This window comes from Sphingomonas sp. G-3-2-10 (genome assembly GCF_012927115.1).
In the GTDB taxonomy this organism is placed as follows: domain Bacteria; phylum Pseudomonadota; class Alphaproteobacteria; order Sphingomonadales; family Sphingomonadaceae; genus Sphingomonas.
On sequence record NZ_JABBFY010000001.1, the window covers coordinates 1,956,099 to 1,981,733 of the forward strand.

Annotated in this window: 30 protein-coding genes and 1 riboswitch; of the genes, 17 read left to right on the forward strand and 13 right to left on the reverse strand. The window is 66.2% G+C overall.

The annotated features are described in order from the left end of the window. The first annotated feature begins 41 nt into the window (after positions 1-41). Positions 42-830: a hypothetical protein gene (locus HHL13_RS09650; RefSeq protein WP_169555459.1), complete on the forward strand. Its 789-nt coding sequence runs from the start codon at positions 42-44 to the stop codon at positions 828-830. Between the two features lie 59 nt (positions 831-889). Further along, a complete protein-coding gene (locus HHL13_RS09655; protein ID WP_169555460.1) occupies positions 890-1,783 on the forward strand; it encodes a DMT family transporter in 894 nt (297 codons plus the stop codon). On the opposite strand, the gene HHL13_RS09660 is transcribed toward HHL13_RS09655, so the two are convergent. The 3 genes from HHL13_RS09660 to HHL13_RS09670 are packed head-to-tail and all read right to left on the reverse strand — an operon-like array spanning position 1,780 to position 3,495. Next, a complete protein-coding gene (locus tag HHL13_RS09660) occupies positions 1,780-2,403 on the reverse strand; it encodes a TMEM175 family protein (RefSeq protein ID WP_169555461.1) in 624 nt (207 codons plus the stop codon). The genes HHL13_RS09655 and HHL13_RS09660 overlap by 4 nt on opposite strands. Beyond that, the gene (locus tag HHL13_RS09665) at positions 2,393-2,980 is read right to left on the reverse strand and encodes a DUF938 domain-containing protein (RefSeq protein ID WP_169555462.1); all 588 of its coding nucleotides are present in this window, start codon (positions 2,978-2,980) and stop codon (positions 2,393-2,395) included. The genes HHL13_RS09660 and HHL13_RS09665 overlap by 11 nt, the downstream gene beginning before the upstream one ends. Next, positions 2,977-3,495, reverse strand: a complete 519-nt coding sequence (locus tag HHL13_RS09670) for a CcdC protein domain-containing protein (RefSeq protein WP_169555463.1) — start codon at positions 3,493-3,495, stop codon at positions 2,977-2,979. Before HHL13_RS09670 ends, HHL13_RS09665 begins: the two co-directional genes overlap by 4 nt. Before the next feature lie 94 nt (positions 3,496-3,589). Here HHL13_RS09670 and HHL13_RS09675 point away from each other — a divergent pair, with 94 nt between their 5' ends. From HHL13_RS09675 to HHL13_RS09685, 3 genes are all read left to right on the forward strand, one after another. Beyond that, positions 3,590-4,051 (forward strand): isoprenylcysteine carboxylmethyltransferase family protein, encoded by a 462-nt coding sequence (locus HHL13_RS09675; RefSeq protein WP_169555464.1) that lies wholly within the window; start codon positions 3,590-3,592, stop codon positions 4,049-4,051. 41 nt (positions 4,052-4,092) lie between these two features. After that, the gene (locus HHL13_RS09680; protein ID WP_169555465.1) at positions 4,093-4,626 is read left to right on the forward strand and encodes an RNA 2'-phosphotransferase; all 534 of its coding nucleotides are present in this window, start codon (positions 4,093-4,095) and stop codon (positions 4,624-4,626) included. A gap of 76 nt (positions 4,627-4,702) precedes the next feature. After that, complete coding sequence (locus tag HHL13_RS09685) at positions 4,703-5,587, forward strand: AraC family transcriptional regulator (protein WP_206376880.1); 885 nt, start codon at positions 4,703-4,705, stop codon at positions 5,585-5,587. Between the two features lie 36 nt (positions 5,588-5,623). Here HHL13_RS09685 and gcvPB read toward each other — a convergent pair whose 3' ends face one another. The 4 genes from gcvPB to gcvT all read right to left on the reverse strand — a co-directional run bounded on the left by gcvPB (position 5,624) and on the right by gcvT (position 10,236). After that, the gene (gene gcvPB, locus HHL13_RS09690; RefSeq protein WP_169555466.1) at positions 5,624-7,204 is read right to left on the reverse strand and encodes an aminomethyl-transferring glycine dehydrogenase subunit GcvPB; all 1,581 of its coding nucleotides are present in this window, start codon (positions 7,202-7,204) and stop codon (positions 5,624-5,626) included. Then, positions 7,201-8,559: an aminomethyl-transferring glycine dehydrogenase subunit GcvPA gene (gene gcvPA / locus HHL13_RS09695; RefSeq protein ID WP_169555467.1), complete on the reverse strand. Its 1,359-nt coding sequence runs from the start codon at positions 8,557-8,559 to the stop codon at positions 7,201-7,203. Before gcvPA ends, gcvPB begins: the two co-directional genes overlap by 4 nt. A gap of 162 nt (positions 8,560-8,721) precedes the next feature. Beyond that, a complete protein-coding gene (gcvH, locus tag HHL13_RS09700) occupies positions 8,722-9,093 on the reverse strand; it encodes a glycine cleavage system protein GcvH (RefSeq protein ID WP_169555468.1) in 372 nt (123 codons plus the stop codon). Between the two features lie 3 nt (positions 9,094-9,096). Further along, positions 9,097-10,236 (reverse strand): glycine cleavage system aminomethyltransferase GcvT, encoded by a 1,140-nt coding sequence (gene gcvT / locus HHL13_RS09705; RefSeq protein WP_169555469.1) that lies wholly within the window; start codon positions 10,234-10,236, stop codon positions 9,097-9,099. Between the two features lie 170 nt (positions 10,237-10,406). Continuing rightward, a riboswitch (glycine riboswitch) is annotated at positions 10,407-10,499 on the reverse strand. A 276-nt stretch (positions 10,500-10,775) separates the two neighbouring features. Between gcvT and HHL13_RS09710 the strand changes: the two genes are divergently transcribed. The 3 genes from HHL13_RS09710 to HHL13_RS09720 all read left to right on the forward strand — a co-directional run bounded on the left by HHL13_RS09710 (position 10,776) and on the right by HHL13_RS09720 (position 12,710). Beyond that, positions 10,776-11,099, forward strand: coding sequence for a hypothetical protein (locus tag HHL13_RS09710; RefSeq protein ID WP_169555470.1), 324 nt, complete (start codon positions 10,776-10,778; stop codon positions 11,097-11,099). Continuing rightward, positions 11,096-11,530, forward strand: coding sequence for a hypothetical protein (locus tag HHL13_RS09715; RefSeq protein WP_169555471.1), 435 nt, complete (start codon positions 11,096-11,098; stop codon positions 11,528-11,530). Before HHL13_RS09710 ends, HHL13_RS09715 begins: the two co-directional genes overlap by 4 nt. Before the next feature lie 91 nt (positions 11,531-11,621). Next, a complete protein-coding gene (locus HHL13_RS09720) occupies positions 11,622-12,710 on the forward strand; it encodes an acyltransferase (RefSeq protein ID WP_169555472.1) in 1,089 nt (362 codons plus the stop codon). On the opposite strand, the gene HHL13_RS09725 is transcribed toward HHL13_RS09720, so the two are convergent. After that, positions 12,700-13,347, reverse strand: a complete 648-nt coding sequence (locus HHL13_RS09725) for a hypothetical protein (RefSeq protein ID WP_346775534.1) — start codon at positions 13,345-13,347, stop codon at positions 12,700-12,702. The two genes, HHL13_RS09720 and HHL13_RS09725, sit on opposite strands and share 11 nt — an antisense overlap. 110 nt (positions 13,348-13,457) lie before the next feature. On the opposite strand from HHL13_RS09725, the gene ispH reads away from it, so the two are divergent. The 4 genes from ispH to HHL13_RS09745 all read left to right on the forward strand — a co-directional run bounded on the left by ispH (position 13,458) and on the right by HHL13_RS09745 (position 16,427). Further along, entirely contained in the window at positions 13,458-14,408 is a 951-nt protein-coding gene (gene ispH, locus HHL13_RS09730; RefSeq protein ID WP_169555473.1) for a 4-hydroxy-3-methylbut-2-enyl diphosphate reductase, read from the forward strand. Positions 14,409-14,536: 128 nt separating this feature from the next. Further along, complete coding sequence (gene thrB / locus HHL13_RS09735) at positions 14,537-15,493, forward strand: homoserine kinase (protein WP_169555474.1); 957 nt, start codon at positions 14,537-14,539, stop codon at positions 15,491-15,493. Beyond that, positions 15,490-15,939, forward strand: a complete 450-nt coding sequence (gene rnhA, locus HHL13_RS09740) for a ribonuclease HI (RefSeq protein ID WP_169555475.1) — start codon at positions 15,490-15,492, stop codon at positions 15,937-15,939. Before thrB ends, rnhA begins: the two co-directional genes overlap by 4 nt. 5 nt (positions 15,940-15,944) lie before the next feature. Beyond that, positions 15,945-16,427, forward strand: coding sequence for an aspartyl/asparaginyl beta-hydroxylase domain-containing protein (locus HHL13_RS09745; RefSeq protein WP_169555476.1), 483 nt, complete (start codon positions 15,945-15,947; stop codon positions 16,425-16,427). A gap of 384 nt (positions 16,428-16,811) precedes the next feature. Here the strand turns inward: HHL13_RS09745 and HHL13_RS09750 are convergent, their stop codons facing one another. The 5 genes from HHL13_RS09750 to HHL13_RS09770 all read right to left on the reverse strand — a co-directional run bounded on the left by HHL13_RS09750 (position 16,812) and on the right by HHL13_RS09770 (position 20,346). Then, complete coding sequence (locus HHL13_RS09750; protein WP_169555477.1) at positions 16,812-17,228, reverse strand: thioesterase family protein; 417 nt, start codon at positions 17,226-17,228, stop codon at positions 16,812-16,814. A gap of 103 nt (positions 17,229-17,331) precedes the next feature. Next, on the reverse strand, positions 17,332-17,502 hold the full coding sequence (locus HHL13_RS09755; RefSeq protein WP_169555478.1) for a DUF1508 domain-containing protein: 171 nt from the start codon (positions 17,500-17,502) through the stop codon (positions 17,332-17,334). 88 nt (positions 17,503-17,590) lie between these two features. Continuing rightward, entirely contained in the window at positions 17,591-18,310 is a 720-nt protein-coding gene (locus HHL13_RS09760) for a hypothetical protein (protein WP_169555479.1), read from the reverse strand. A gap of 12 nt (positions 18,311-18,322) precedes the next feature. Further along, positions 18,323-19,402, reverse strand: a complete 1,080-nt coding sequence (locus HHL13_RS09765; protein ID WP_169555480.1) for an FAD-dependent oxidoreductase — start codon at positions 19,400-19,402, stop codon at positions 18,323-18,325. Beyond that, on the reverse strand, positions 19,399-20,346 hold the full coding sequence (locus tag HHL13_RS09770; RefSeq protein WP_169555481.1) for an alpha/beta hydrolase: 948 nt from the start codon (positions 20,344-20,346) through the stop codon (positions 19,399-19,401). The genes HHL13_RS09765 and HHL13_RS09770 overlap by 4 nt, the downstream gene beginning before the upstream one ends. A 49-nt stretch (positions 20,347-20,395) precedes the next feature. Between HHL13_RS09770 and HHL13_RS09775 the strand changes: the two genes are divergently transcribed. The 5 genes from HHL13_RS09775 (at position 20,396) to HHL13_RS09795 (ending at position 25,581) form a co-directional block, all read left to right on the forward strand. After that, a complete protein-coding gene (locus tag HHL13_RS09775; protein ID WP_169555482.1) occupies positions 20,396-20,866 on the forward strand; it encodes a prepilin peptidase in 471 nt (156 codons plus the stop codon). Positions 20,867-20,932: 66 nt separating this feature from the next. Then, positions 20,933-21,970: a Flp pilus assembly protein CpaB gene (cpaB, locus tag HHL13_RS09780; protein WP_169555483.1), complete on the forward strand. Its 1,038-nt coding sequence runs from the start codon at positions 20,933-20,935 to the stop codon at positions 21,968-21,970. 1 nt (position 21,971) lies between these two features. Then, positions 21,972-23,636: a type II and III secretion system protein family protein gene (locus tag HHL13_RS09785; RefSeq protein ID WP_169555484.1), complete on the forward strand. Its 1,665-nt coding sequence runs from the start codon at positions 21,972-21,974 to the stop codon at positions 23,634-23,636. A gap of 20 nt (positions 23,637-23,656) precedes the next feature. After that, positions 23,657-24,289 carry a CpaD family pilus assembly protein gene (locus HHL13_RS09790; RefSeq protein WP_169555485.1) on the forward strand — a complete coding sequence of 211 codons (633 nt, stop codon included), beginning with the start codon at positions 23,657-23,659 and terminating at the stop codon, positions 24,287-24,289. Then, positions 24,286-25,581 carry a P-loop NTPase gene (locus HHL13_RS09795; RefSeq protein WP_169555486.1) on the forward strand — a complete coding sequence of 432 codons (1,296 nt, stop codon included), beginning with the start codon at positions 24,286-24,288 and terminating at the stop codon, positions 25,579-25,581. The genes HHL13_RS09790 and HHL13_RS09795 overlap by 4 nt, the downstream gene beginning before the upstream one ends. The last annotated feature ends 54 nt before the right edge of the window (positions 25,582-25,635 follow it).

Here is a 25,635-nt window from a genome sequence, read left to right on the forward strand (position 1 = left end):
GTGCGGTTGCGCTGATCTAGTCGCGCTCAGGGGGGAGCATCATGGCATATGACGCAGGGCGCGGCGGCATTTCGCGCGGCTCGGTCGCGACGGGAATCGGCATCGTCCTGCTGCTGCTCGCGGCGCTGGGCGGCGCCTTCTGGTGGCAGATCGCCGAGAAGAATCGCCGCACCGCGCCCGAGACGATCGAAGCCGAACTGATGCAGGACCCGTTTGCGGGGCGCCTGTTCACGACGATGAAGACCACCCATCCCCAGGAACTGACCGACTTCACCCATCGCATGTCCAAGCTGATGCGCGGCGGATCGAGCCTCGAGACCATCCGCCGCGAAGGCTATGACTTCCTGAAGAAATCCGCCGAAAGCCATGTCCAGGCCGTGGCACAGGCACCCCGCGCCGAACTGATCGAAGTCCGCAAGACGCGGCGGGCGTTGCTGAAGGCGCTCGAGAACCACGACGTGATGCTCTGCGCCCAGTTCGTGATGACCGGCGCGGTCTTCGTTCCCAATGTGCAGGGAGAGATTCGTCCGCTGCTGATGGACGCCAATGTCGCGGTGTGGAAAGCAGCCGCAGCGGGTCGCGATCGCCCGGCAAAGCGGGAAATCCCCAAGGAATGGCGCGAAAGCGAAGCCGTTCCGCTGATCGAGGCGATGCGCATCGCGGGGATGAGCGACACCGATCTTCAGGTCTTCACCTCGCCCTACGGCATGCCCTCGGCGCCTGCGTGGCAGCAATGCGCGATCGGCGTCTATCTGTGGGAAGCGGTGGATTCGCTGCCGGCCGACACCTCCGATCTGGTGACTGCGATGATGATGAGCCAGGTCGAGTAGCCGCGATCGCCCCGACAAGCGGGGTTGAGCCTCGGGCGCGCTGTCCCTAGCGGAAGGGCGTGTCCTCCGATCGCATCCTGTCCGGCATCGGCCTTCGCCTCTTCGCGATCGCCTGCCTCGCCACGATGGCGGCGTCGATCAAGCTGGTCGAGGCGCGCGGCGCCTCGCTGATCGAGATCCTGTTCTATCGCCAGCTCTTCGCGGTGCCGCTGGTCACCGCATGGCTCGCGATCGGCCCCGGCCTCCACACGATCCGGACGAAGCGGATCGGCGCGCATATCGGCCGCACCGTCGTCGGCCTCACCGGCATGGTATTCAATTTCGGCGCGATCGTGCTGCTGCCGCTGGCCGAAGCGACCACGCTGCAATTCACCGTACCGATCTTCGCGACCATCCTCGGCGCGCTGGTGCTGCGCGAAGGCGTTGGCTGGCATCGCTGGCTGGCGGTGGCGACCGGATTCGCGGGCGTGCTGATCGTTGCCCAGCCCGGCGACGGCCATTTCCCGCTTTACGGCACCGCGGTCGGCCTGACCGCCGCCTTCCTCGTCGCGATCATCGCGATCCAGCTGCGCCAGCTCGGCAAGACCGAAGCCGCCGGCACCACCGTCTTCTGGTTCTCGGTCCTGTCGCTGCCGCCGCTGTTCATCGCCTATGCGTTCGACATGCGCCCGCACGATCTGACCACCTTCGCGCTGCTGGGCGCGACCGGGATCATCGGGGGGATCGGGCAGCTTGCGCTCACCGCATCGCTACGCATGGCGCCGGTCTCGGCGGTCGTGCCGATGGATTATTCCAGCCTCGTCTGGGCCACCCTCTATGGCTGGCTGTTCTTCTCGGTGCTGCCGACGCCCGCAACCTGGCTCGGCGCGCCGATCATCATCGCCAGCGGCCTCTATATCGTCTGGCGCGAGCACAAGCGGCACCAGGAAAAGCCGGTGGAGATGAGCCTCTAGGCGGCCCAGCGCCACCGCCACGAGAAGATGCCGATCGTCACCGGCAGCGTGGCGTACAGGAACGGGGCGAACAGATGCGGGCCCGGAATCATCGCGAGCAGCGTGGAGGCCAGCCCGGTCGTGGCGAGGATCAGCCAGATCCAGCTCTGCCCCGCCGCCATCCGCCTTTTCTCCGGATCGAGATCCTGATTGCGCAGCGCATCGCGGAACAGCAGCACGGTGATCGCCGACATGGCGGTGAAGCCGAAGCCATAGATGGTGAAGAGGTGCCCCAGCCCGCCGCGATAGGCGTCGTGATTGCCGATCAGGAACGCCGCGAACGCCACCGACATCGCCCGCAGCGGCACGATATAGACCAGCACCATGAAGATCAGCAGCAGGGTCAGCAGCAGCGACCGCGCATCGCCCGGCCCGCGCAATGCGCGCCACTGGACATGGCTGAACCAGAACAAAGTGATGATCGCAAAGCCGATCGCGAAGGACGGGATCGCCGCCACCGCGCTCTCCAGCGTTGCCGCATCGGCGCCCGATCCGCCCGCGCCGACCACCATCAGCGTGACGGCGAAGGCAAAGGCGGCGTCGGTGAAATTATCGACCCGCTTGATGATTTCAGGCGTCATGGCGGTACACCAGCATGAGGTTGTTGGCGGGCATCTCCACCAGCCGTTGCAGCGTCAGCCCCTGCGCCGCTGCCACGTCGCTCACATCCTCGACGAAGCGCAGGCCATATTCGGGGCTCTTGTCCTTCAGCCACAGCTCGAACTGCTCGTTCGACGGCGCAGTCGGCACACCGCGCCGGCGGTAGGGACCATAGAGGATCAGCGGCGCGCCGGACCCCAGCAACTGCCCCGCCCCTGCCATCAGCCCCAATGTCGCCGCCCACGGGCTGATATGCACCATGTTGATGCACAGGATCGCGTCGGCGCTTGCCACCGGCCAGTCCTTCGAGGCATCGATCTCCAGCGGCAGCAGGACGTTGGGCAGGTCGGCGCACCATGCGGCGATCGACGCCAGCGCATCCTTATCCGGGTCGCTCGGCTGCCAGCGCAAGGAGGGAAACCGCGCCGCGAACGCCGCGCAATGCTCCCCCGTCCCGCTGGCGATCTCCAGCACCACGCCCTCGCCCGGCAATTCTTCCGCCAGCACCGCCGCGATCGGATCGCGGTTGCGCTCGGTCGCGGGCGCGTGGCGCTTCACCGGTTGCGTGCTTCGTCGAGCAGGCGCTTGGCGCGCAGATACATCTCGATCCGCTGCGCGCTCAGCAGCCCGAGCGCGAAGGCGATCAGCAGATCGGTGACGGTCAGGATGTCGAGGTGCAGGCTCGATCCGCCCAGCAGCGCGATTTCGCGCGCGGCATAGCGGACCAGAATGATGCCCAGCAGGAACAGCATCGCCGCCATCGATCCCTTCTGGCTGATTTCGTGCGTGTCGGGGTTCACCGCGATGTGCATCATCTTGCCGCGCCACCATCCGGCCAGCGCGCCAAGACCCAGCGCGACGAAGCACCACAGGATCACCATCCCGTGCGGCGGAAAGCGGTAATAGAGGAACGCGGCGAGCAGCGCGTAGATGGCGGGGACGATCCACAATTGCTCGATCTTCAACGGCCGTTCGCGGCTCATCCGCCGCATCCGGAACGCGACCACCGCCACCAGCACCACGAAGAAGATCGCGTAGCTGATCCAGCCCGCCTGAATGGCCTGATTGTTCATGTGGCGACTTGTTCCGCAGGCGATGCGACTTGGCAAGACCGGTTGCGCGGGGCTGCGTTCGCGGGCATCTGGAACGCGGATCGGGGAGGCGGAAATGAAGGTCGAACGGGACAGCCCAGGCGTGAAGTTTCCGCCGCCGCTGGTGTTTCTGGGCGTGTTGCTGATCGGCCTCGCGCTCGACGGCCCCGGCCTGCCCTTCGGCAATTATCTCGAGAATATGTTCGGCTGGATCGGCATCGTGGCCGGCATGGCGATCATCCTGACCGCCATCGGCCTGTTCCGCAGGGCCGGCACCAATGCCGAGCCGTGGAAGACCAGCACCAGCATCGTCACCGACGGCGTCTATCGCTGGACGCGCAACCCGATGTATCTCGGCATGGCGCTCACCTATGCCGGCATCGCCCTGGTGTGCGACAGCCTGGTCGCGCTGATCCTGCTCGTGCCGGTCGTGTTCGTGATCCAGCGTCAGGTGATCGAAGCGGAGGAAGCCTATATGGAGGCACGCTTCGGCGAGCCGTATCGCGCCTACAAGGCCAGCGTCCGCCGCTGGTTCTGATCGGCCTCCCGCCCCTGCCCGTTATGCGATAGGAACCGGGCATGACACGCAAGATTTCCAAGGCCCTGTCCTACTGGCTGCGCCACGCTCCCGAAGCCGGCGGGCTGACGCTCGACGAAACCGGCTGGGCGCCGGTCCCCGACGTGATGGCCGCGCTCGCTCGCGAGGGGCTGACCGAAAGCCGCGCCGATCTCGAGCGCACCGTCGCCGAAAGCGACAAGCAGCGCTTCGAGCTGTCGGAGGATGGTGCGCGCATCCGCTGCCGTCAGGGTCATTCGGTCGAAGTCGATCTCGACTGGCCGGCCGCCCAGCCGCCCGAATGGCTGTTCCACGGCACGGTCGAACGCTTCCTCGATCCGATCTTCGCCGAGGGGCTGAAGCCGATGTCGCGGCATCACGTCCACCTCTCGCCCGATGTCGAGACCGCGACACGGGTCGGCGCGCGGCGCGGCGACGCAGTGATCCTTCGCATTGCGGCGGGCGCGATGGCGCAGGCGGGCATCGTGTTCCGCCTCTCCAGCAACGGCGTCTGGCTGACCGACGCGGTGCCGCCCGCCTATATCGCGCGCGACTGAGCGGCACGAGAAGCGCAAGATCGGTCGAGCGCGGCAGGTCCCCGCCCGCCTAGCTGGCGGGGCCACGGAGAATGCGATGAACGAGATCGCCGCCAGAACCTATCGAGCCCGGATGCAGCGGGTGCTGGATCATATCGACCGGCATCTCGACGAGGATATCGGGCTGGATGCGCTCGCCGCGGTGGCCGCCTTTTCGAAGCATCATTTCCACCGTCAGTTCGGCGCGACCTTCGGCGTCTCGCTCCATCGCTATGTCCAGCTCGCCCGCATGAAGCGCGCTTCGTACCGGCTGGCCTATCGCAACGATGCGAGCATCACCGGCATCGCCCTGGATGCCGGCTACGACGCGCCCGATGCCTTTGCGCGCGCCTTCCGGCAGCGCTTCGGACAGGCGCCGTCGGACTTCCGGAAATCTCCCGACTGGGAACCGTGGCTTGCGGCCTTCGGGCCACTCACTCAGGCAAGGACCACGCTCATGACCCCGACCTACACCCATGATCAGGTAACGATCCGCGACACGCCCGACACGCCCGTCGCGGTAATGGCCCATCGCGGCAGCCCCGCCCGGATCGGCGACACGATCCAGCGCTTCATCGCGTGGCGCAAGACCGCCGGGCTGCGGCCGGACCGCAGCGCGACGTTCAACGTCTTCCACGCCGATCCGCGCACCACGCCGCCCGAGGACTATCGCCTCGATCTGTGCGCGGGCACCGGTCGCGAGGTCGAACCCAATGATGCGGGCGTGGAAGCCGGGCTGATCCCCGGCGGGCGCTGCGCGGTGCTGCGCGTCACCGGATCGAGCGACGACCTCGAAGGCGCGGCGCTGTTCCTCTATCGCGACTGGCTGCCCGAAAGCGGCGAGGAAGCCCGCGACTTCCCCCTCTATTGCCAGCGCGTCAGCTTCTTCCCCGACGTGCCGGAACACGAAGCCGTGACCGACCTGTTCCTGCCGCTGCGCTGAGCGTCCGGGGCGCCGCGATGGCGGCGCCCCGGCGCCTCATTCCGCTGCTTCGGCGACCGCCGGTTCCTTATACGCCAGCACCGGCTTGCGCGCAGCCAGCGTCTCGTCGAGCCGCCGGCGGGGCGCGAAGTGCGGCGCGGTCTTGACCGTGGGATCGCCATTCTTCGCCCGCGCAGCGACCGAACGGAACGCGCCGATGAACTGGTCGAGCGTCGCCTTGGACTCGGTCTCCGTCGGCTCGACCAGCATCGCGCCGTGCACCACGAGCGGGAAATAGACCGTCATCGGGTGATACCCTTCGTCGATCAGGCCCTTGGCCACGTCGATCGTCGAGAAGCCTTCCGGCAATCCCTTATCGCTGAAGATCGCTTCGTGCATGCACGGCCCGCTCTTCGCGAACGGCGCGTCGAGCAGATCTTCCATCGAACGCAGGATGTAATTGGCGTTGAGCACCGAATCCTCGGCAACCTGACGCAGGCCGTCCGCGCCGTGGCTGAGGATATAGGTCAGCGCACGGGTGAACATGCCCATCTGGCCGTGGAACGCGACCATCCGGCCGAAGGTGCCGGCATGATGCTCGTCGGCGGTTTCTTCCTCGACCAGGCGGAAGCCGCCTGCGGTCTTCTCGACGAAGGGCAGCGGCGCATAGGGCGCCAGCGCTTGCGACAACACCACCGGCCCGGAGCCCGGCCCGCCGCCGCCATGCGGAGTCGAGAAGGTCTTGTGCAGGTTGATGTGCATCGCATCGATGCCCAGATCGCCCGGACGCACCCGGCCGACGATCGCGTTGAAGTTCGCGCCATCGCAATAAACGTATCCGCCAGCCGCATGAACCGCGTCCGAAATCTCGCGCATGTCGCGTTCGAACAGGCCGCAGGTGTTGGGGTTGGTGATCATCACGCCCGCAATGTCCGGCCCCAGCCGCGCCTTCAGCGCCGCGAGATCGACGCGGCCATCGTCCGTCGCCGGGATATCCTCCACCGTGAAGTTGGCGAAGGCCGCCGTCGCCGGATTGGTCCCGTGCGCGCTGATCGGCACGAGCAGGATCTTGCGATGCCCCTCCCCGCGCGCATCGAGCGCCGCGCGGATGGCGAGCACGCCGCACAATTCCCCGTGTGCCCCGGCCTTGGGGCTCATCGCCACGGCGTGCATCCCGGTCAGCGTGATGAGCCAATGGGCAAGCTGATCGATCACTTCCAGCGCACCCTGGCACGAATCCACCGGCGTCAGCGGATGCAGGTCCGCGAAGCCCGGCAGCCGCGCCATGCGCTCGTTCAGGCGCGGATTATGCTTCATCGTGCAACTGCCCAGCGGGAACAGGCCGAGGTCGATCGCGTAGTTCTGGCGGCTGAGGCGGGTGTAGTGGCGCACCGTCTCCGGCTCGGACAGGCCCGGCAGGCCGATCGGCGCGGTGCGGGCGAGGCCGCCCAGCCGATCTTCATAAGCTCCCATGCCGGGTTCAAAATCGAAGTCCACGCCCGTCGTCTCGGTCGAACCGATCTCGAAGATCAGCGGCTCTTCCAGCATCAGTGCGCGGTTGCCGGTGAAGGTCGAGGTGTCGCTATCGCCCTTTTCCGGGGTGGTCGGACGCCAGCCGCTCTGGTTGATCGTGCTCATGCCAGCGCCTCCCGGAGCGCGGAGGCAAGCGTCGCGACGTCCTCCTCCGTGGTGGTTTCAGTGACCGCGACGACGAGGCCGTTCTCAAGGCTCTCAACGCCCGGATAGAGCCGACCGAGCGATACGCCTGCGAGAATGCCCTTGTCGGCGAGTTGGCGAACCACGGGTCGCGCTTCCTTGGACAATTTGAGCGTGAACTCGTTGAAGAAGACCGGAGTCACCAATTCGACACCCGGCACCTGCGACAGCACATTGCTCGCCCCGATTGCGCCGATGTGATTCTTGGTCGCCAACTGGCGAAGACCAGCTTCACCCAGCAGGGTCATATGGATCGACCAGGCGAGCGCGCACAGCACCGAGCTGGTGCAGATGTTCGACGTCGCCTTCTCGCGGCGGATATGCTGCTCGCGGGTGGAGAGCGTCAGCACGAAGCCGCGCTTGCCCTCGGCATCGACGGTCTCTCCGCAGAGACGCCCCGGCATCTGCCGCACCAGCTTTTCCGAACAGGCGAACAGGCCGACATAGGGCCCGCCGAACTGCAGGCCGACGCCGATCGACTGGCCTTCGCCCACCACGATGTCCGCGCCCATCTCGCCCGGCGATTTGATCGCCCCCAGCGCCACCGGCTCGGTCACTACCGCGATCAGCAGCGCCTTCTTCGCATGGCACGCATCGGCCAGCGCCGAAAGGTCGGCGATCCGGCCAAGGATATCGGGATACTGGACCACGACGCACGACGTATCGGCGTCGATCAGCCCGATCAGATCGTCGGTGTCCGGCGTCGCGCCCAGCACCGGAAGGCGCGTGTCGAGCACGTCGCCGGTATATTTCGCCATCGTGTTGGCGACCGACACATAATGCGGATGCAAACCGCCCGAGAGGATCGCCTTGCCGCGCCGGGTCACCCGCCGCGCCATCACGATCGCTTCCCAGCACGCGGTCGACCCGTCGTACATCGACGCATTCGCCACGTCGCAGCCAAGCAGCCGCGCGACCTGCGACTGGAACTCGAACATCATCTGCAGCGTGCCCTGCGCGATCTCCGGCTGGTACGGCGTATAGGCGGTCAGGAACTCGCCACGCTGGATCAGGTGATCGACGCTGGCGGGCACATGGTGCTTGTACGCACCCGCCCCAAGGAAGAACGGCGCATCGCCGGCGGCGAGGTTCTTTTTCGCCAATGCCGTCATGTGCCGCTCGACCGCCAGCTCGCTGGCATGAAGCGGCAGGCCGTGGATCGGGCCATCGAGCACGGCGGCGCCGGGCACATCGACGAACAGGTCATCGATCGTCTTCGCGCCGATGACGGACAGCATGTCCTTACGATCGGCATGGGTAAGGGGCAGGTAGCGCATCACGCAAATCTCCCCCCTCCCTGCAAGGGAGGGGATGGGGGTGGGTTAGCGGCAACGGAGGCTCGATGCCTCCGACGCCGCTGTTTGGGGATGCCGCGGGAGCGCTCGCTGCGCTCGCCACCCACCCCCAGCCCCTCCCTTGCGGGGAGGGGAGTCAAAGGCTTACAGCTTGCTCACGAAATCCGCGTAGGCGCTCTCGTTCATCAGGCCTTCCAGCTCGCTGGTGTCGCTCAGCGTCAGCTTGAAGAACCAGCCCTCGCCTTCGGCATCCTCGTTCACCAGCTCGGGCGTGTCGGCCAGCGCCGGATTGCCTTCGATGACGGTGCCCGAAACCGGCGAATAGACGTCCGACGCGGCCTTCACGCTCTCGACCACGGCGGCTTCATCGCCCTTGGCCACTTCCTTGCCTTCGTCGGGGGTCTCGACGAACACGATGTCGCCCAGCTGGCCCTGCGCATAGTCGCTGATGCCGACGGTTCCGATGTCGCCGTCGACTTCGACCCACTCATGATCTTCGGTGTAATAGCGGCTCATGGGTCAGGCTCCCTTTCTGACGTAGCGATGGGGGACGAAGGGCATCGGAACGACCTCCGCGTGATGGATCTTGCCGCGCTGCGTGAGCGTGATGCGGCTGCCGGGCGTTGCGCTTGCGGCGGGGACATAGGCCATTGCGATCGGCTTCTGGACCGTCGGGGCGAACCCGCCCGAGGTGACCTTGCCGACTTCGCTGCCTTCGGCATCGACCACCAGCGCGCCTTCGCGAACCGGCTGTCGGCCTTCGACGATCAGGCCGACGCGCTTGAGGATCGGGCCATTCTCGCGCTCGGCCATGATGCGATCGTAACCGGGGAAACCGCCTTCCTCGCGGCGGCGCTTCTTCAGCGCGAAGCCCAGCGCGGCGGAAACCGGCGTGGTCTCCTCGTCGAGGTCATGGCCATAGAGCGGCAGATCGGCTTCCAGCCGCAGCGAATCGCGCGCGCCCAGTCCGATCGGCTTCACTTCGTCCTGCGCGGTCAGCGCATCGGCCAGCGCCTCGACGCCGGCGGCAGGCACCGAAATCTCGAACCCGTCCTCGCCGGTATAGCCCGAACGGCTGATCCACAGCTCATGGCCTTCCCATGCGAACGCCGCGCCCTGCATGAACACCAGGGCCTCGACGCCGGGGATCACGCGCGACAGCGCGGTGACCGCCTTGGGGCCCTGCAGCGCGAGCAGCGCGTGCTCTTCCATGTGATTGAGAGTGATTTCGTCGGCCAGATGCTCGCGGAAATGGCCGATATCGTCCCATTTGCACGCGCCGTTGACGACCATGTAGATGTCGCCGCTTTCCAGCCGCGTCAGCATCAGATCGTCGAGAATGCCGCCATTCTCGGCCAGCAGCAGCGAATAGACCGGATGGCCCGGCTTCGCCGCGGCCATGTCCACCGGCATCAGCGCTTCGAGCGCGGCATCCAGCCCTTCACCCGAAAAGGTCAGCTGTCCCATATGGCTGACGTCGAACAGCCCGGCATTTTCGCGCACCCACAGATGCTCGGCCATGATGCCTTCATACTGGACGGGCATCTCATAACCCGCGAACGGCACCATCCGGCCGCCCCGCGCGCGATGCCAGGCATCCAGCGGCAGCGTCAGAATCTCGGGTTCGCTATCGGTATCGGTCTGGACGTCCAGGCTCATCACGGCACTCCGGATTCGAGGATTCGACAGGCCGTGGGCGCCTGCGCGCCGTCCGGTCCATCGCCCCCTCTGTCACGGGAACCTGAGAGCTTTCGCCGCCTGACGGCAGCTTACCCCTTCGGTGGCTCGCACACCAAAATCCCTTGGCGGCGAGCGCTTTCCAGAGTGTCCTGACGCGCGCGGTCCCTGATGCCTGAGAGATTCCGGGGCGGTTGCTCCTTCGGCGGAGGCAGTCGCCTGCCCCACTCTCCCTCGCGCGTCCGTCACGGCGAACCGCAACAGACATGCGCAGCCTTGGCGGCGCCCCCGATTCGAGTCAATCGCGCTTGCGGCATAAACAGGCGGGACCGTCCCGGCGGCGGCATCCGCAAGGTCCCGCGCCCGTATTTCTACCCACCCCCCTTTGCCGGAAGATTTAACCCATCCAACGGAAAAACCGGAAAATTATCAGCCTATACCGGTGAGCCGCCATGCAATGCACCGTCAGTCTCGATCGATTCCGGAACCGCGTGGAGATTTGCGCCGGCGGGCAATGGAGCATGAGCGATGCCGATATATTCCATCGCCAGATGGTCGATGTTCGCGAATGGGCTGATCGCCACAGCTCGGTCTCGCTTTCGATATTGTCCGATCTCGACGGTCTGGTGCTCCACACCGCCGAGATCGCGGAGCGCGTGGCGGCCACCGTCGACGAAATCCGCTTCCTACGGCGCGAAAAATATGCGCTGGTCGTGCCCAGCTATCTGATGCGGATGCAATGCCGCCGGCTGCTTCAGGGAATCGAATATCAGGTCTTCGATAGCCGCGAATTGGCGATGGACTGGCTCGGCTGGTCCGCGCTTTCTCGGGTGCGCGCGGCATGAGCGCCGCCGCAGTGATCGCGCGTCCGCTCGATGGCTTCGCGCCGGGCTCGAGCACGCTGCTTCCCGGCCCGCTGGATCTCGCGGTCGAGCCGGAAAGCGGGCTGGTAATCGTATCCGGGCATGGCCTGTGGACGCCTTCGCAGCTCCATGCCCATCTGCGCGACTATCACGATCTGCTGGGGCGGATCCGCAAGCCCGGGGGCCATGTTCGCGTCCTCGTCAATCTGAAGGATGTCGGCGTCCAGACGCCCCAAGTGACGCAGGTTCTCGCCGGCGGGACGATGCATTGCCATCTCGACGGCGACCGTATCGCAATGATCGTCCCCGGATCGCTGGCGAAGATGCAGATGCGCCGGATCCTCGGCACCCGCTTACACGAATATTTCATTTCCGAAGTCGCTGCGCGCCTCTGGCTGGCGAGCGGCGCCTGAAATCATCGGCCCATCGCATCCGGCCGCCCGGCGAGGGTTGCTCGTTGCAGCGCACAATCGCTAAGCTCGCGGCGCATGCGGGGGTGATTTGGTGCCAGAGGCAAAGACCGGCGATCAGTTGAACACCCTTCAGGCCGGGCGCGCGGCCGCGGCGATGGCCGTGGTGCTGTTCCACCTGAGCGTCTCGATCTTCGGCCTGCCCAAATATTTCCCGGAGGAGCTCTTCGCCCCGTTCCGCATCGGCCATACCGGCGTCGACTTCTTCTTCGTACTCAGCGGCTTCCTCATGACCTGGCTGTACGGCGACAGGCTGGGCGATACGCGGACGGCGGGTCGCTTCCTGTGGAAGCGCGCGCTGCGGGTCTATCCCCCCTATCTGGTGGCGGTCGTGCCGCTGATCCCGGTCTATTTCCTGATGCCCGGTCTCGGCGACGCCCGCGCCACCGATCCGGGCTACATCGCCGCCAGTCTGTTGCTGCTTCCGACGCAGGGGCTGCCGCTGCTCAATGTCGCGTGGACGCTCCAGTTCGAGATGTTCTTCTATCTCGTCTTCGCGGGGCTGATCGCCTTTCCCCGGCTGTTCAAGCCATTGATCATCCTGTGGGCAGCAGCCGCCGTCTCGCGCCTGTTCCTGCCCGATCCGCCCTTCCCGCTCTCGTTCGTCACCAGCCCGTGGATCCTGCTGTTCCTCTATGGCGCGGTCGCGGCGCGGATCGCCCGGCGCGGCGTGTCATGGCCGATGCTGTGGATCGCGGGCGGCGCATTGATGTTCGCCAGCGCGGCGTTCGCCGACGAGTTCACCGCCCTGCCCGAAGGATTGACGCGCAACGGCACCGGGCTGGGTGCCGCACTGCTGGTGATCGGCATGGTCACTGCCGAGCGCGCCGGGCGAATCCGGGTGCCGCGCTGGCTCGTCTATGCGGGCGACTTTTCCTACGCGCTCTATCTGGTCCACACGACGGTGCTGTCGCTCGGCGTCAAGGTCATCTTCGCGCTGGGCCTGCAAGGGCTGCCGCGGCTGGCGATCGCCGTCACGCTGGTCGCCGCCTGTGTCGCGGTGGCGATCCTGCTCCACGAAATCGTCGAGAAACGGCTGATGCGCCTCCGCCCCAGGCGCAGCGGCGCCAATCTCGGCGCCGTCGCGGCAGAGGGCGAAGGAAAAAGAAACCCTAGCGGGTAACGTTATACCGCAGCTGTTCCTCGGTCAGCTGGAAGCCGACCAGCGCTTCGAACGTCGCCGACAGCACCGACTGGCGGATCGCCGGATCGGCCAGCGGGTCCATCGCCGCGTCGGTATCGCCTGCCTTGCGCTTGCGCGTCAGGCGCTCGCGAACGTCGGCGGGCAGCGTCGCTGCGGCGCGCGAGACCTGGGTGGTCGCGGTGCCCTGAGCCGATGCGCGGAGCTGGCCCGGCTCGAAATTCACCGTCACGCGGCCGATGCGCTTGGCGGTCACCGACGTGCCGCCGCGAACCACCGTCACGAAATAGGGGAACGACACGGTACGCGCGCCCTCGGCGCTGGCGCGGCGCGCCTGCACGTCGAAATTGATCGTCGTGATCACCTGCTCGCCCGAATCGTCGCAGGTCGACGTGACGTTGGTGAGCACCGCCACCACGTCGATCGCCGCTGCCTCGCGGCTCGACGGCGGGTTGAAGGTGGTGATGTCGCCGGTTCCGGCGGGCACCGCGACATGCGGGCAGGGCGAGCGGACGGCGGTGATGCCGACTCCGCCAACGGCTTCGATCTCACCCGTCTTCTTGCAACCGCCCAGAGCGATCAGGGCGAGGGCGGGGATTGCGAACTTGGCGAGCGACACGGGGCACCTTTCAGACAAACGGGCCGTGAGCATTGCGCACCGGCCCGAAACGTGGCCAGCACCATAGGAAGCGCCTTCCGCCGGTGCAAGCAATCGCGTAGGGACGCCCCATGTCCGGAATAAGGCCGCCGCTAGACCTTCTCATCGCCGCCCCGCGCGGCTTCTGCGCCGGTGTCGACCGCGCCATCCGCATCGTCGAACTGGCGATCGAGAAATATGGCGCCCCGGTCTATGTCCGGCACGAGATCGTCCACAACAAGTTCGTGGTCGACACGCTCAAGGCACAGGGCGCGATCTTCGTCGACGAACTCGATCAGGTGCCCGACGACGTGCCGGTGGTCTTCTCCGCCCACGGCGTGCCCAAGGCGGTGCCTGCAAAGGCTGCCGAACGCGGCCTCGAATATCTCGACGCCACCTGTCCTCTGGTCTCCAAGGTCCATCGCCAGGCCGAGCGGCTGGTCTCGGCCGGGCGGCACATCCTCTTCATCGGCCATGCCGGCCATCCCGAAGTGATCGGCACTTTCGGACAGGTCCCGGAAGGCGCGATGACGTTGGTCGAGGATGTCGAGGGCGCGGAATCGGTCTCGCCGCCAGATCCCACCAACCTCGCCTTCCTCACCCAGACCACGCTCTCGGTCGACGACACCGCCGCGACATTGGCCGTGCTCAAGCGCCGCTTCCCGGACATTCTCGCGCCCGGACCGGACGACATCTGCTACGCCACGTCGAACCGCCAGGGCGCGGTGAAAGCCATCGCCGAACAATGCGATTTCATGCTGGTAATCGGCGCGCCCAATTCGTCCAACTCGCTGCGGCTGGTCGAAGTCGCCGAGCGTAGCGGCAAGCCCGCGCGGCTGGTCCAGCGCGCGGCCGATCTCGATTTCGCATGGCTCGAGGGCGCCAGAACCGTCGGCGTCACCGCCGGCGCGTCGGCGCCGGAAGTGCTGGTCCGCGAACTCGTCACCCGCATCGCCGAACGCTATGAGGTGACCGAACGCGAAGTCGAAACCGTGGCCGAAAAGGTGGTGTTCAAGCTGCCCCGCGGCCTCGAAGCGGCGTGACCTCCCATCGCTATCCGCGCGAAAGCGGGGACTCGTCTCCTATGCCCGTCCCAAGCGAAACTGCGGTTGTGCCCGCGCCGCGTCCGCGGGATGGGTCCCCGCATCCGCAAGGATGATGAGGGGGTAAGGTGGCGGTTTACACACAGGTTTCGGCGGAAGCGCTTTCGGCGTTCCTCACGCGGTTCGACGCCGGCGAACTCGTGTCCGCAAAGGGCATCGCCGAAGGCGTCGAGAACAGCAATTATCTGGTCGACACCACCACTGCCCGCTTCATCCTGACGCTCTACGAAAAGCGCGTCGATGCCGCCGATCTGCCCTGGTTCATGGCGCTGCTCGATCATCTGGCGAAGCGCGGCAACAAGGTGCCGCCCGCCATCCCCGACCGCGACGGCCGCCTGATCCACGAACTGGAGGGCCGCCCGGCCTGCCTGATCGAATTCCTCTCCGGCGTGTCGGTGACGCATCCGACCCCGGCACAGGCGCGCGCCGCCGCCGAGGCGATGGGCCGGATGCACGCCGGCCTCGCCGATTTCGCGCAGCCCCGCGTCAATTCGATGGGCGCGCAGACCTGGGCGGAGCAACTGGCGCGGTGCGGCCGCGATCTCGATTCGATTCAGGCCGGGCTGTTCGATCGCGTCTCGCAGGCGCTGGATCGCGTGCTGGCCGACTGGCCCTCGCACCTGCCGGTCAGCGCGATCCATGCCGATCTCTTCCCGGATAATGTGCTGATGCTCGGGGAGCAGGTCACCGGCCTGATCGACTTCTACTTCGCCTGCACCGACATCCGCGCTTACGATGTCGCGGTGATGCACGGCGCATGGGCATTCGACGGCACCGGCCGCAATTACGATGCCCAGGTCGGCCGCGCGCTGATCGAAGGTTACACCGCCAGCTTCGGTCTGAGCGATGACGAGCGCGCCGCACTGCCGGTCTTGGCCGAGGGGGCCGCGATCCGCTTCCTGCTCAGCCGCGCATGGGATTGGCTCAACACGCCCGCCGATGCGATGGTGACCCGCAAGGATCCCCTCGCCTATCTGCGCCGCCTCGATTTCTACGCCGAACATGGGGCAACGCTTTTCGCATGACCGATACCGAACTCCAGCATGTCGAAATCGCCACGGACGGCGCTTGCAAGGGCAATCCGGGCAAGGGCGGCTGGGGCGTGCTGCTGCGCATGGGCGGCGTCGAGAAGGAACTCTCGGGCGGCGAGGCGCACACCACCAACAATCGCATGGAATTGATGGCCGCGATCCAGGGGCTGAAGGCGCTCAAGCGGCCCTGCCGCGTGACGCTCTCCACCGACAGCCGCTATGTGATGGATGGTCTGACCAAATGGATTCACGGCTGGCTGAAGAATGGCTGGAAGACCTCCGACAAGAAGCCGGTCAAGAATGCCGATCTGTGGATCGAACTGCTCGAAGCCGTCAAACCGCACAGGGTCGAGTGGAAATGGGTCAAGGGCCATGCCGGCCACCCCGACAACGAGCGCGCCGATCAGCTTGCCAGCGATGCGGCGATCGCGGCACGCTGAGGCCGATGCCGCCTTTCACCGCCATTGCCGAAGGACTCGATGTCGCCCCCGCGCTGGCCGATCTGGCCGCGCATCCGGAATATTGGATCTCGCCCAACGCCAACGCGCTGCTCGAAATCCCGCTGCTGAGCGGCGATTATGCCCGTGAGCTTCAGGCGGACCTGCCTCGGCTATGGGCGCTGGTCGATACCGCGCTCGCCTGTGCGGCGCGCGCAGGCGACTCCGGGACGCTCGCATATTGCCGCGTCGGCCTGATCCCGCCCGGCGCAGGCATCCCGCCGCATTTCGATGGCATCGATGGCGTGACGGTCCGTCGCTACCAGCTCGCTCTGGTCTCCGATCCCGGCGTTGCGCTCACCGTAGGCGGTGAGACGAAATGCCCGAACCCGGGCGAATGCTGGCAGATCGACGTCAGCCAGATGCATTCGGTGACCAACGGCAGCGGTGCCGATCGCATCACGCTCCTGTTCGACACACGGGTGGTCTGATTCCTTCTTCCCTCTCCCTATGGGAGAGGAAGAGGGGGGTCATCATTGCAATGTAGGATTTCGGCTGCTTGGCTGGGGAGGCCGGGGGAACGCCCCGCCGCTCTTTGACTGGTCCGAAAACCTCATTTTTGCGGGAAACCGGTTTTTCGCGATATTGGTGTCAACCGTGTCAACCAGAACCGTCCCAAGTGCTTGTTTTTGAACGATACACGCAATCTCAGCTCACCGGACCAACGTGAATGTCGAGAGACGAACGCAGGCGGGGCGATCTCGCCTCACGCTTGCCTTCCGGCTCTCGCGATCCGCAAACGCACGCCGCTGATGGTGTGAAGTTCGTGTGAAGTTTCGGCAGATCCGGCAATCGGCCATGCCGCCGCGAGGCGTTTACTCGCCCTCGGGCTTCACCACGAAGAAATGGTCCTTCACCGCCTGTGTCAGCCGCGCGGGGCGCAGCGTCTCGGCATCGAGGCAGCACCAGCTCGACTTCACTTCGGCCAGCACTTCAGAACCGCGCGTGATGATCGTTTCGTAGAACGCGCGCGCGCCCTGCACCTTTTCCAGCAGCACCGTTGCCACGACATCGTCGTCGAGAAAGGCCGGGCGGCGATAGGTGATCTCGTGCTTCAGCGCGACCCACAGATGCTGCGCGACCGCTTCGACCGGCGCCAGTGCCTGCCAGTGGCTGATCACCGCGGCCTGCACCCATTTCAGGTAGCTGGCGTTGTTCACATGGCCCATGAAATCGATGTCGTCGGCAGCGACGTCGACCTGGAAATCATACGGGAGCGCGGTAGCTGTCATCGTGAGCCGATGATAGCATGACGTGCACGTAAAGGCGATGGAAAACCGCGGAAAACCGCGGTTTTCCCACAAGCCAAGCTTGCCGTAGCGTCAGCTGGGCCGATCAGCCCTCGACCGGGGCGCCCGGACCGTTCTTCAGGATCGAATCGATCGCGTTCTGCGCACTGGCCTTCGAGCTGTAGCCCTCGGTCCAGAAGATCACTTCGCTGTTATACTTGAACTTGGCGACATACTCGCCGGCCTTGTTCTGCTCGATCACGAACTTGTGTGCCACGGATGCGACTCCTTCGCTGCGCCCGACTCTTTCGTTGCGGACATGCAACGCTAGCGCGGCGCACTCACCGACAACAGGGGATTTGCGATCAGTCCACAGCTTTCGGCGGCAGTCGCCACGGCGGCGGCGCCGCGGCCGGGCGCCAGCAGGGTTCGAGGGTCTTTGCCAGTTCGTTCGCCCATTCGGCGGGCGAACCCGGCGCGATCCAGCCCTGATAGGTCGTGGTCCGCGTGAAGTAAGGCACTTCCACCTTGATGCGGTCGGCATGGAGCACGAGGTTCAGGTCGCCCTGCGGGTCCGGAGCAATCCGGGCTGCGTCGATCCACTTCGCTTCGGTAATCTTGCCGAACGCCGCCATCGCGCCCGGGCAGGTGCCCAGGTCCGCCTGCACCCAGTCGAGCCGCGCCGCGTCCAGTCCCGCGGCCAGCGCAGCGCGATCGCCGATCTTCTTCGCGGTCAGCGCCCCCACCAGCGACGATCCGCGCCACCGCGGACGCTCCGCCCCGCGCTCCGGCACCGGCGCGCGCACCATCCATGCAACCCGCCCGCGCAGGCAGTCGCGCGGCCAGGGCCGCTCGCTGCCGCAGGCGTCGCGGATCAGGATCGACCAGACCGGCCAGTCCCAATCGTCCCCGGTATAGCTGAGGCGGACAAGGTCGCGCTGATCGTCCTGATCGGCCAGGAACCGCGCCGGATCGAACGCCAGCGCGGAAACCTGCTCCCGCATCTCCTGCGTTGTCCAGGGCGCCGCCGTCTGTGCCTGAGCGAGAAGTGCCGGAAGGAACGCCGCTGCAAGCCAGAACCGCATGGATCTCTCCGATCAGCCGAAACGTCGCGGAGAATATCGCTCCGCATCGATTCCTGCCACCACCTCCGCGGGTGCGTTGCCGGTGATCAGCGACGCCGCGATCAGCGCCGCGGCAGGCGCGGTCTGGATGCCGAAGCCGCCCTGCCCCGCGAACCAGAACAGGCGTTCCTGCCGCGCGTCGAAGCCATAGACCGGCAGCCGGTCGGGCGCGAAGCTGCGCAGTCCGGCCCATTTATGCTCCAGCTTCGCGACTCGCCAGTCGACGCAATGCTCGAACCGGTCGATCGCGATGGCCACGTCGATATCCTCGGGCTGGGCGTCGCACGGGTCGGTGACGATCTCGTCGTGCGGGCTGACCCATAGCCGACCGCCCGCCTCCGGCTTGAAGTAGAAGCTGCCGCCGATATGCCCGACATGGGTCAGGTCCGCCGGCGGCTCGGGATCGGTCACGATCTGCACCATCGTGCGGCGGTAGGGCTGGATGCCGAGTGGCTTCGCACCGGCCATCGCCGCAACCGGATCGGCCCATGCGCCCGCCGCATTGACGAGGATGCCGGCCTCGAATGCCCCCGCCCGCGTTCGCAGCATCCAGAGGCCGTTTTCGCGCACCACCGATTCGAGGCCGGCCGACAGGCGCAAATCGGCGCCCGCCTGCTTCGCGGTCTTCAGATAGGCGCCGTGCAGGCCGCCCACATCGATATAGGCGCAGGTCGGTTCGGAGACGCAGTAAACCCATTCGTCGCGCAGCCCCGGGATGCGCTCGCGGGGATCGACTTCCTCCAGCAGCACGCCGCTGCCGTCGAACTCGGCGAGATACTCGTCCACCAGCGCGCGTTCGTCGGCGCGGGCGATATGGTGCGAACCCAGCGGCTCCAGATAAGGGCGCAGCCCTTCTTCCGAAGCGCTGGTCAGCGGCTGGATCGCGGGCCCGCCATAGGTTTCGGACCAGAAGGCGGCCGATCGTCCGGTCGAGTGATAGCCCGGCTGCGCCTCGGCTTCGACGATCAGGACGCGGGCGTGCGGCGCGAGTTCGGCGGCCAGGCTCGCACCCGCGATGCCTGCGCCGACGATGGCGATATCGTAACGGCTCAAGACTTCTGCGCCCTCGCCGCCAGGAACAGGTCGATCTCGCCGATCGCGCGGTTGCGCACCGCATCGACTTCGCGAAGCACTTCATGCGCGGCTTCCTTGCCGAAGCGGACGACACGCGCGTCGGGCAGCTTCGGCGCGATCTGAAGCGCGGACCTGGGCTCCACGAGCCCGTCCGCGTCGGCGATCAGCATCAGCACCGGCACCTTCATCGTCTTGAGCCGCGGCGAGTTGCGCAGCTCGCGCATCGACTTGAACGCCTCGATCACCCAGCGCCAGCTCGGCGGGCCGGTGACGTTGCCGGGATTGGTCTGCTGCCAGAACAGCTCGTCCTCATACCGGGCGCGATCGTGGGTCAGCAGATTGGCGCGAGTCTCGGTGGTGTAAGGCTTCTCGTTGCCCTTCCACGCCGGACGCGACGAATCGCCCACGCCGCCCATCAGCTTCGCCAGCCGCTCGCCCATCGCCTGACCCAGCGGCCCCTTCACGCCCAGCATCGGCGCGATCAGCACCGCCGCGTCGGGAGCGACCACGCCCTCGGTCAGCGCGCGCAACAGGATATGCCCGCCCATCGAATGGCCCATCGCGACATGCGGGCCGGGCGTGGCCGATACCCATTGCGCATAAAAGGCCCGCAGGTCGGACACGAACTGCCCGAAATTCTCGATATGCCCGCAATTGGCGGCTTCGGTCAGCCGGCCCGATCCGCCCTGCCCGCGCCAGTCGAACGAAGTGATCGTCCATCCCTGATCGTGCCAGTGGTGGAACACCTCGAGATACTTCTCGAAAATGTCTCCCCTGCCGCCCTGAAACAGGATGCTGCCACGCGGAGTCGCGGTCGCGGCCGGCCAGGCGAACGCGCGCAATTCCCACCCGTCCGGGGCGCTCCAGCGATGGATGTTGGCGCCCAGGGGGATCGCGCGGCGGTCATAGGGGGAAACACTCATGGGGCGTGGTTACGTTTTGGAAAGCCGTTCCGTCTAGGGATTTGGCGGGATGGGGGAATTGTTTGTCACCTTTCTGCTGGTCGCGCTCGGCCTTCTCCTCGTTTCGGCGGGGATCGAAGACGCGCGAATCCGTGAGATCGCGAACTGGAAGAACGCGCTGATCGCGCTGATGGCGCCGCTGTGGTGGTGGGCCAACGGCCTGTCGCTGTGGCCCGATGTCGGGATGCAGGTCGGAGTCGCGCTGGTCGTGTTCGCCTTCTTCGCCGGCGCCTTCGCACTGGGCCAGATGGGCGGCGGCGACGTCAAGATGATCGGTGCGCTCGCATTGTGGCTGCCGGTTCAGCCCTTGATCTGGATGCTGGTGCTGATGTCGCTGCTTGGCGGCGCGCTCACGCTGGTGATGCTGATCGAGAAGTGGCTGCGGAAAAACGGGAACCCTGTGGAAATTCCTTATGGCGTGGCCATCGCAATCGCGACGCTGATCGTCATTCGCGAACCGATAATTAACCATTTCGGGTGAGAGATGGCGGCTGGATCAAGTCCGGCCGTCTTTTGTGTCTGGGTTTGAGTTGGGAACTGAAGCGTCATGGATGCACGGAAGATCATTCTCCTCGTAGGCGCGCTCGTCGTCGCCGCGATCACCGCGTTCATGGCGCGCAACCTGATGGTTGGCACGCCTGCTCCAGTTGCGGGCGCTGCACCGGTGGTCGGTCAGGAACCCGTCCAGAACACCATTCAGGTGCTCGTCGCCACGCGGCCGCTGCCGGTCGGCACGATCCTCGGACCCGATGCGATGAAGTTCGTGCCGTGGCCAAAGGACCTGATCGAAGGCGCCTATTTCCAGCAGGGCGAAGCCGATCCGAAGAATCTGCAGGGCACCGTCGTGCGCTTCGCAGTCCCGGCCGGACAGCCGCTGACCCAGGGCGCGCTCGTCAAGCCGGGTGACCGCGGCTTCCTCGCCGCCGCACTGGGACCGGGGATGCGCGCCGTGACCGTTCCTGTCGACCCGAAGACGTCGGTCGCAGGCTTCATTTTCCCGGGCGACCGGGTCGACCTCATTCTCACGCAGGAAGTCGCCGGCGGCGGTGATGGTCCGCCGCTCAAGGCGTCGGAAACGGTGCTGCGCAACGTGCGCGTCCTCGCCACCGACCAGCGCACCGACAAGGCAACCGACGAGAAAGGCAACAGCGTCGTCTCGACCTATTCGATGGTCACGATCGAAGCGACGCCGGAAATCGCCGAGAAGATCGCGGTAATGCAGACGGTCGGCACGCTCTCGCTATCGCTGCGCTCGATCGCGGACAATCAGGGCGAGCTTGAGGAAGCGATCGCCAGCGGCGAAGTGAACGTGCCCGAAGGCAATAATCCCAAGGCCGAGCGCGCGATGATGGCGCGGGTCAATGCCCGCCCCAGCGAAGGCCGCGGCAGCGTTTCGACCGGTGCCGACGTGTCGCGCTTCCAGCGCCGCACCGTGCCGGGCAAGCCCAAGGAAGATCGCGGCAATTCGTCGTCGAACACTCAGCAAAATTATCCGGGTGCGCCTGCGCCCGTGCCGCAGGGCCCGACGGTCAACGTCTCGCGCGGCAACAACGTGACCGTGGTTCCGGTCGGGGGGAAGAATTAACATGCGTATTCGCAAGCCCTTGCGGCTGACGCTCGCGATCCTGGCGGCCACCGCCGCGATCGGCGGGATCGTCCAGCCCGTGGCCGCCCAGGTCGCGCCGGCCAGTGCCTCGACGCTGCAGCTGAACACCGGCCGCGGCCGGCTGGTGACGCTCGACACGCCGATGTCGGATGTGTTCGTCGCAAACGAAGGCATTGCCGACGTGCAGGTCCGTTCGCCGACCCAGCTCTACATCTTCGGCAAGGCGCCCGGCGAAACCACCGTTTCGGTGACCAACAAGGCCGGCCGCGTGATCTATTCGACCACGGTTCGCGTCGGCAACAATATCGACTCGATCGACGCCATGCTGCGCCTCGCCATGCCCGAAGCCGAGATCGTCGCGACGCCGATGAACGGCCTCGTGCTGCTGACCGGCACCGTCGCCAGCCCCGGAGACGCCGCCGAAGCCGAGCGCCTCGTTCAGGCTTTCGTGGGCGACAACGTCAAGATCGTCAGCCGCCTGCGCACCGCCACGCCGCTGCAGGTGATGGTGCAGGTCCGCTTCGCCGAAGTGAGCCGCACCTTCCTGAAGAATGTCGGCGTGAACCTGCTGACCCGCGATCAGGGCAGCGGCATCTCGTTCGGCGTCGGTTCGGGCACGCGCACGCCCGGCACGATCGGCACGCCCGATCTGTCGAACCTGCCGGTGCTCGACGCATCGTCGAAGTTCGGTTTCCCGGCTGGCACGATCAGCCTGCCCTTCGATCCCGCGCGCGGCGACTTCGTCTATCCGGGCACGGGCACGACCAACACCTTCACCAAGAATCCGGCGACCTTCACGTCGCTCGGCATCGCCGGCCGCCTGCTTGGCCTCGATGTCCTCTCGGCGATCGATCTGGGCGAGCGCATCGGGCAGGTGACGACCCTCGCCACGCCGAACCTGACCGCGCTTTCGGGCGAAACCGCGACCTTCCTGGCCGGCGGCGAAATCCCGATCCCGATCAGCCAGGGCCTCGGAGCGGTGTCGGTCGAGTATAAGCAATATGGCGTCAGCCTCGCCTTCACCCCCACGGTGATGTCCGACGGCCGCATCTCGCTGCGTGTCCGTCCCGAAGTCTCGCAGCTCTCGGCTGCCGGTGCGGTGCAGATCGGGGGCACGACCATCCCCGCGCTCACCACGCGCCGCACCGAAACCAGCATCGAGCTGGGTTCGGGCGAAAGCATGATGATCGCAGGCCTGGTGTCGAACAGCCACGACAACAATATCGACAAGGCCCCCGGCCTGGGCGACGTGCCGGTGCTCGGTGCGCTGTTCCGCTCGAATGCGTTCCAGCGCAACGAGACCGAGCTGGTCATCGTCATCACCCCGTATCTGGTGAAGCCCGTCAACGCGAACGAGATCGTCCTGCCGACCGACGGCTATCGCGCACCGAATGATTTCGATCGCATCCTCGGCGGGCAGCTGGGCGGCAGCACCAAGGAAGACCGGCCCAAGCCGCGCATGGAAACCGCCCCGGACAATGCGCCGTCGGTGGGTTCGCTCGGCACGCCGGCCATGCCGATGCAGGGCGCGGCACCGCAGCTCGCAACCGCACCGGCGCCCGCGCCGCGTCGCGAAGAGCGCCGTCCTCAGCCGAACAAGAAGTCCAAGGCCGTCGCGAGCGCCGCGCCGGGCTTCGGCCAGTAATCCGAGTCAGGGAGACCATCATGTTGAAGCGCCTCGCCCTCCCCATCCTGATCGCGCCCGCGCTGCTGTTGGGCGGTTGCGGCACCTATAATGGCGGCGTGGAATCGGTGTATCAGCCGGTCGTCCAGCGCAGCGATTACGTGCTGGATCTCCAGACTTCGGGCTATGGCCTGGCGCCCGGCGAACAGGCCCGGCTGTCCGGCTGGATGCAGGCGATGCAGCTGCGCTATGGTGATCGCGTCTCGATCGACGATGGCGGCGATGGCTCCACCGGCCGCGAAGACGTGACCGCCGCCGCGGGCCGCTATGGCTTGCTTCTGTCGGACAAGGCCCCCGCCACGGTCGGCCAGATCGCGCCGGGCACGGTGCGTGTGGTCGTGACGCGGATGAGCGCCACAGTTCCCAACTGCCCGGATCATTCGCGCATCATCCAGCCCGACTACACTGCGAGCACCACGTCGAACTATGGCTGCGCGACCAACTCCAATCTTGCTGCGATGATCGCCAATCCGGCGGATCTCGTCCGCGGCGCGCCGGGCGCGGGGATCAGCGATCCCGCATCGGCGAGCAAGGCGATCAAGACCTATCGCGAGACCCCGCCCAGCGGCGCGAGCGGTCTGAAGTCCGAAAGCACCGGAGGCGGCACCAAGTGAACGCGCCCTTCAATCCCGGCCGCACCGGCCATCGCGAGCCGTTCGTCGCGTTCGTCTGCGACGAGACGACGGCGGAAGCGCTTCGCCCGATCGCCGTCGAGCTCGGCTGGTCGCCCGAAAAGGTCAACAAGGGCGGGCTGCGCAATGCGGTCCAGACCCTGTCGGTCTCGGCGAGCCCGCACGTGCTGTTCGTCGATCTTTCGGAAAGCGGCGACCCGCTCAACGACATCAATGCGCTCGCCGAGGTCTGCGAACCCGGCACGGTCGTGATCGCATCGGGCCAGGTCAACGACGTGCGCCTGTACCGCGATCTCGTGGCCAGCGGCATTCAGGACTATCTGCTTAAGCCGCTCAATCCGGATTCGCTGCGCGAGGCCTTTGCGAACGCGCAGGCGATGCTCAACGCGCCGAAGCTGGCCGATCCGTCGGCGGATCGTCCGCACAGCGCGATCGCAGTGATCGGCGCGCGTGGCGGCGTTGGTGCATCGACCGTGGCGACCTCACTCGCCTGGGTACTGAGCGACAAGCACAAGCGCACCACTGCCCTGCTCGATCTCGACGTACATTTCGGCACCGGCGCGCTCGCGCTCGACCTCGAACCGGGCCGCGGCCTGACCGACGCGATCGAAAATCCCAGCCGTATCGACGGGCTCTTCATCGAGCGCGCGATGGTCAAGGCATCCGACACGCTTTCGGTGCTGTCGGCCGAAGCGCCGATCAACTCGCCGGTGCTGACCGATGGCGCTGCATTCTATCAGCTGCAGGAGGAAATCCGCGGCGCGTTTGAGGCAACCATCGTCGATCTGCCGCGCAACATGCTGGTGCTCCATCCGCACCTGATCACCGACGTCCAGATCGCCGTGCTGGTGACCGAACTGACCCTCGCCGCCGCGCGCGACGCGATCCGCATCCTGTCGTGGTTCAAATCGAACGCGCCGCAGACTCAGGTCATCGTGCTGGCCAACAAGGTTCAGCCGCAGGCGATGCTGGAGATCAGCCGCAAGGATTTCGAAGGCTCGATCGAGCGCAAGATCGATTTCCTGCTGCCCTTCGAACAGAAGGTCGCCTCGCAGGCGGCCAAGCTGGGCAAGCCGTTCGCCGAAGCCGGCAAGAGCGTGAAGTCGCTCGGCCCGCTTTCCGAACTTGCCTCGCGGATCATCTCGATCACCGATGCGGGCGAGCGGGACGACACCCCCGCCAAGGGCAAGGCGGCTGCGTCCGCCAAGCCGAACGGATCGGGCGGATCGCTGCTGGACAAGTTCAGGGACAAGCTGCCCCGCAAGGGAAAGTGAAGCCGTTCGCGCGGGCTTTCGCGCGGCGGCAGGTTTAGTTGGTCGGAGTCGGGA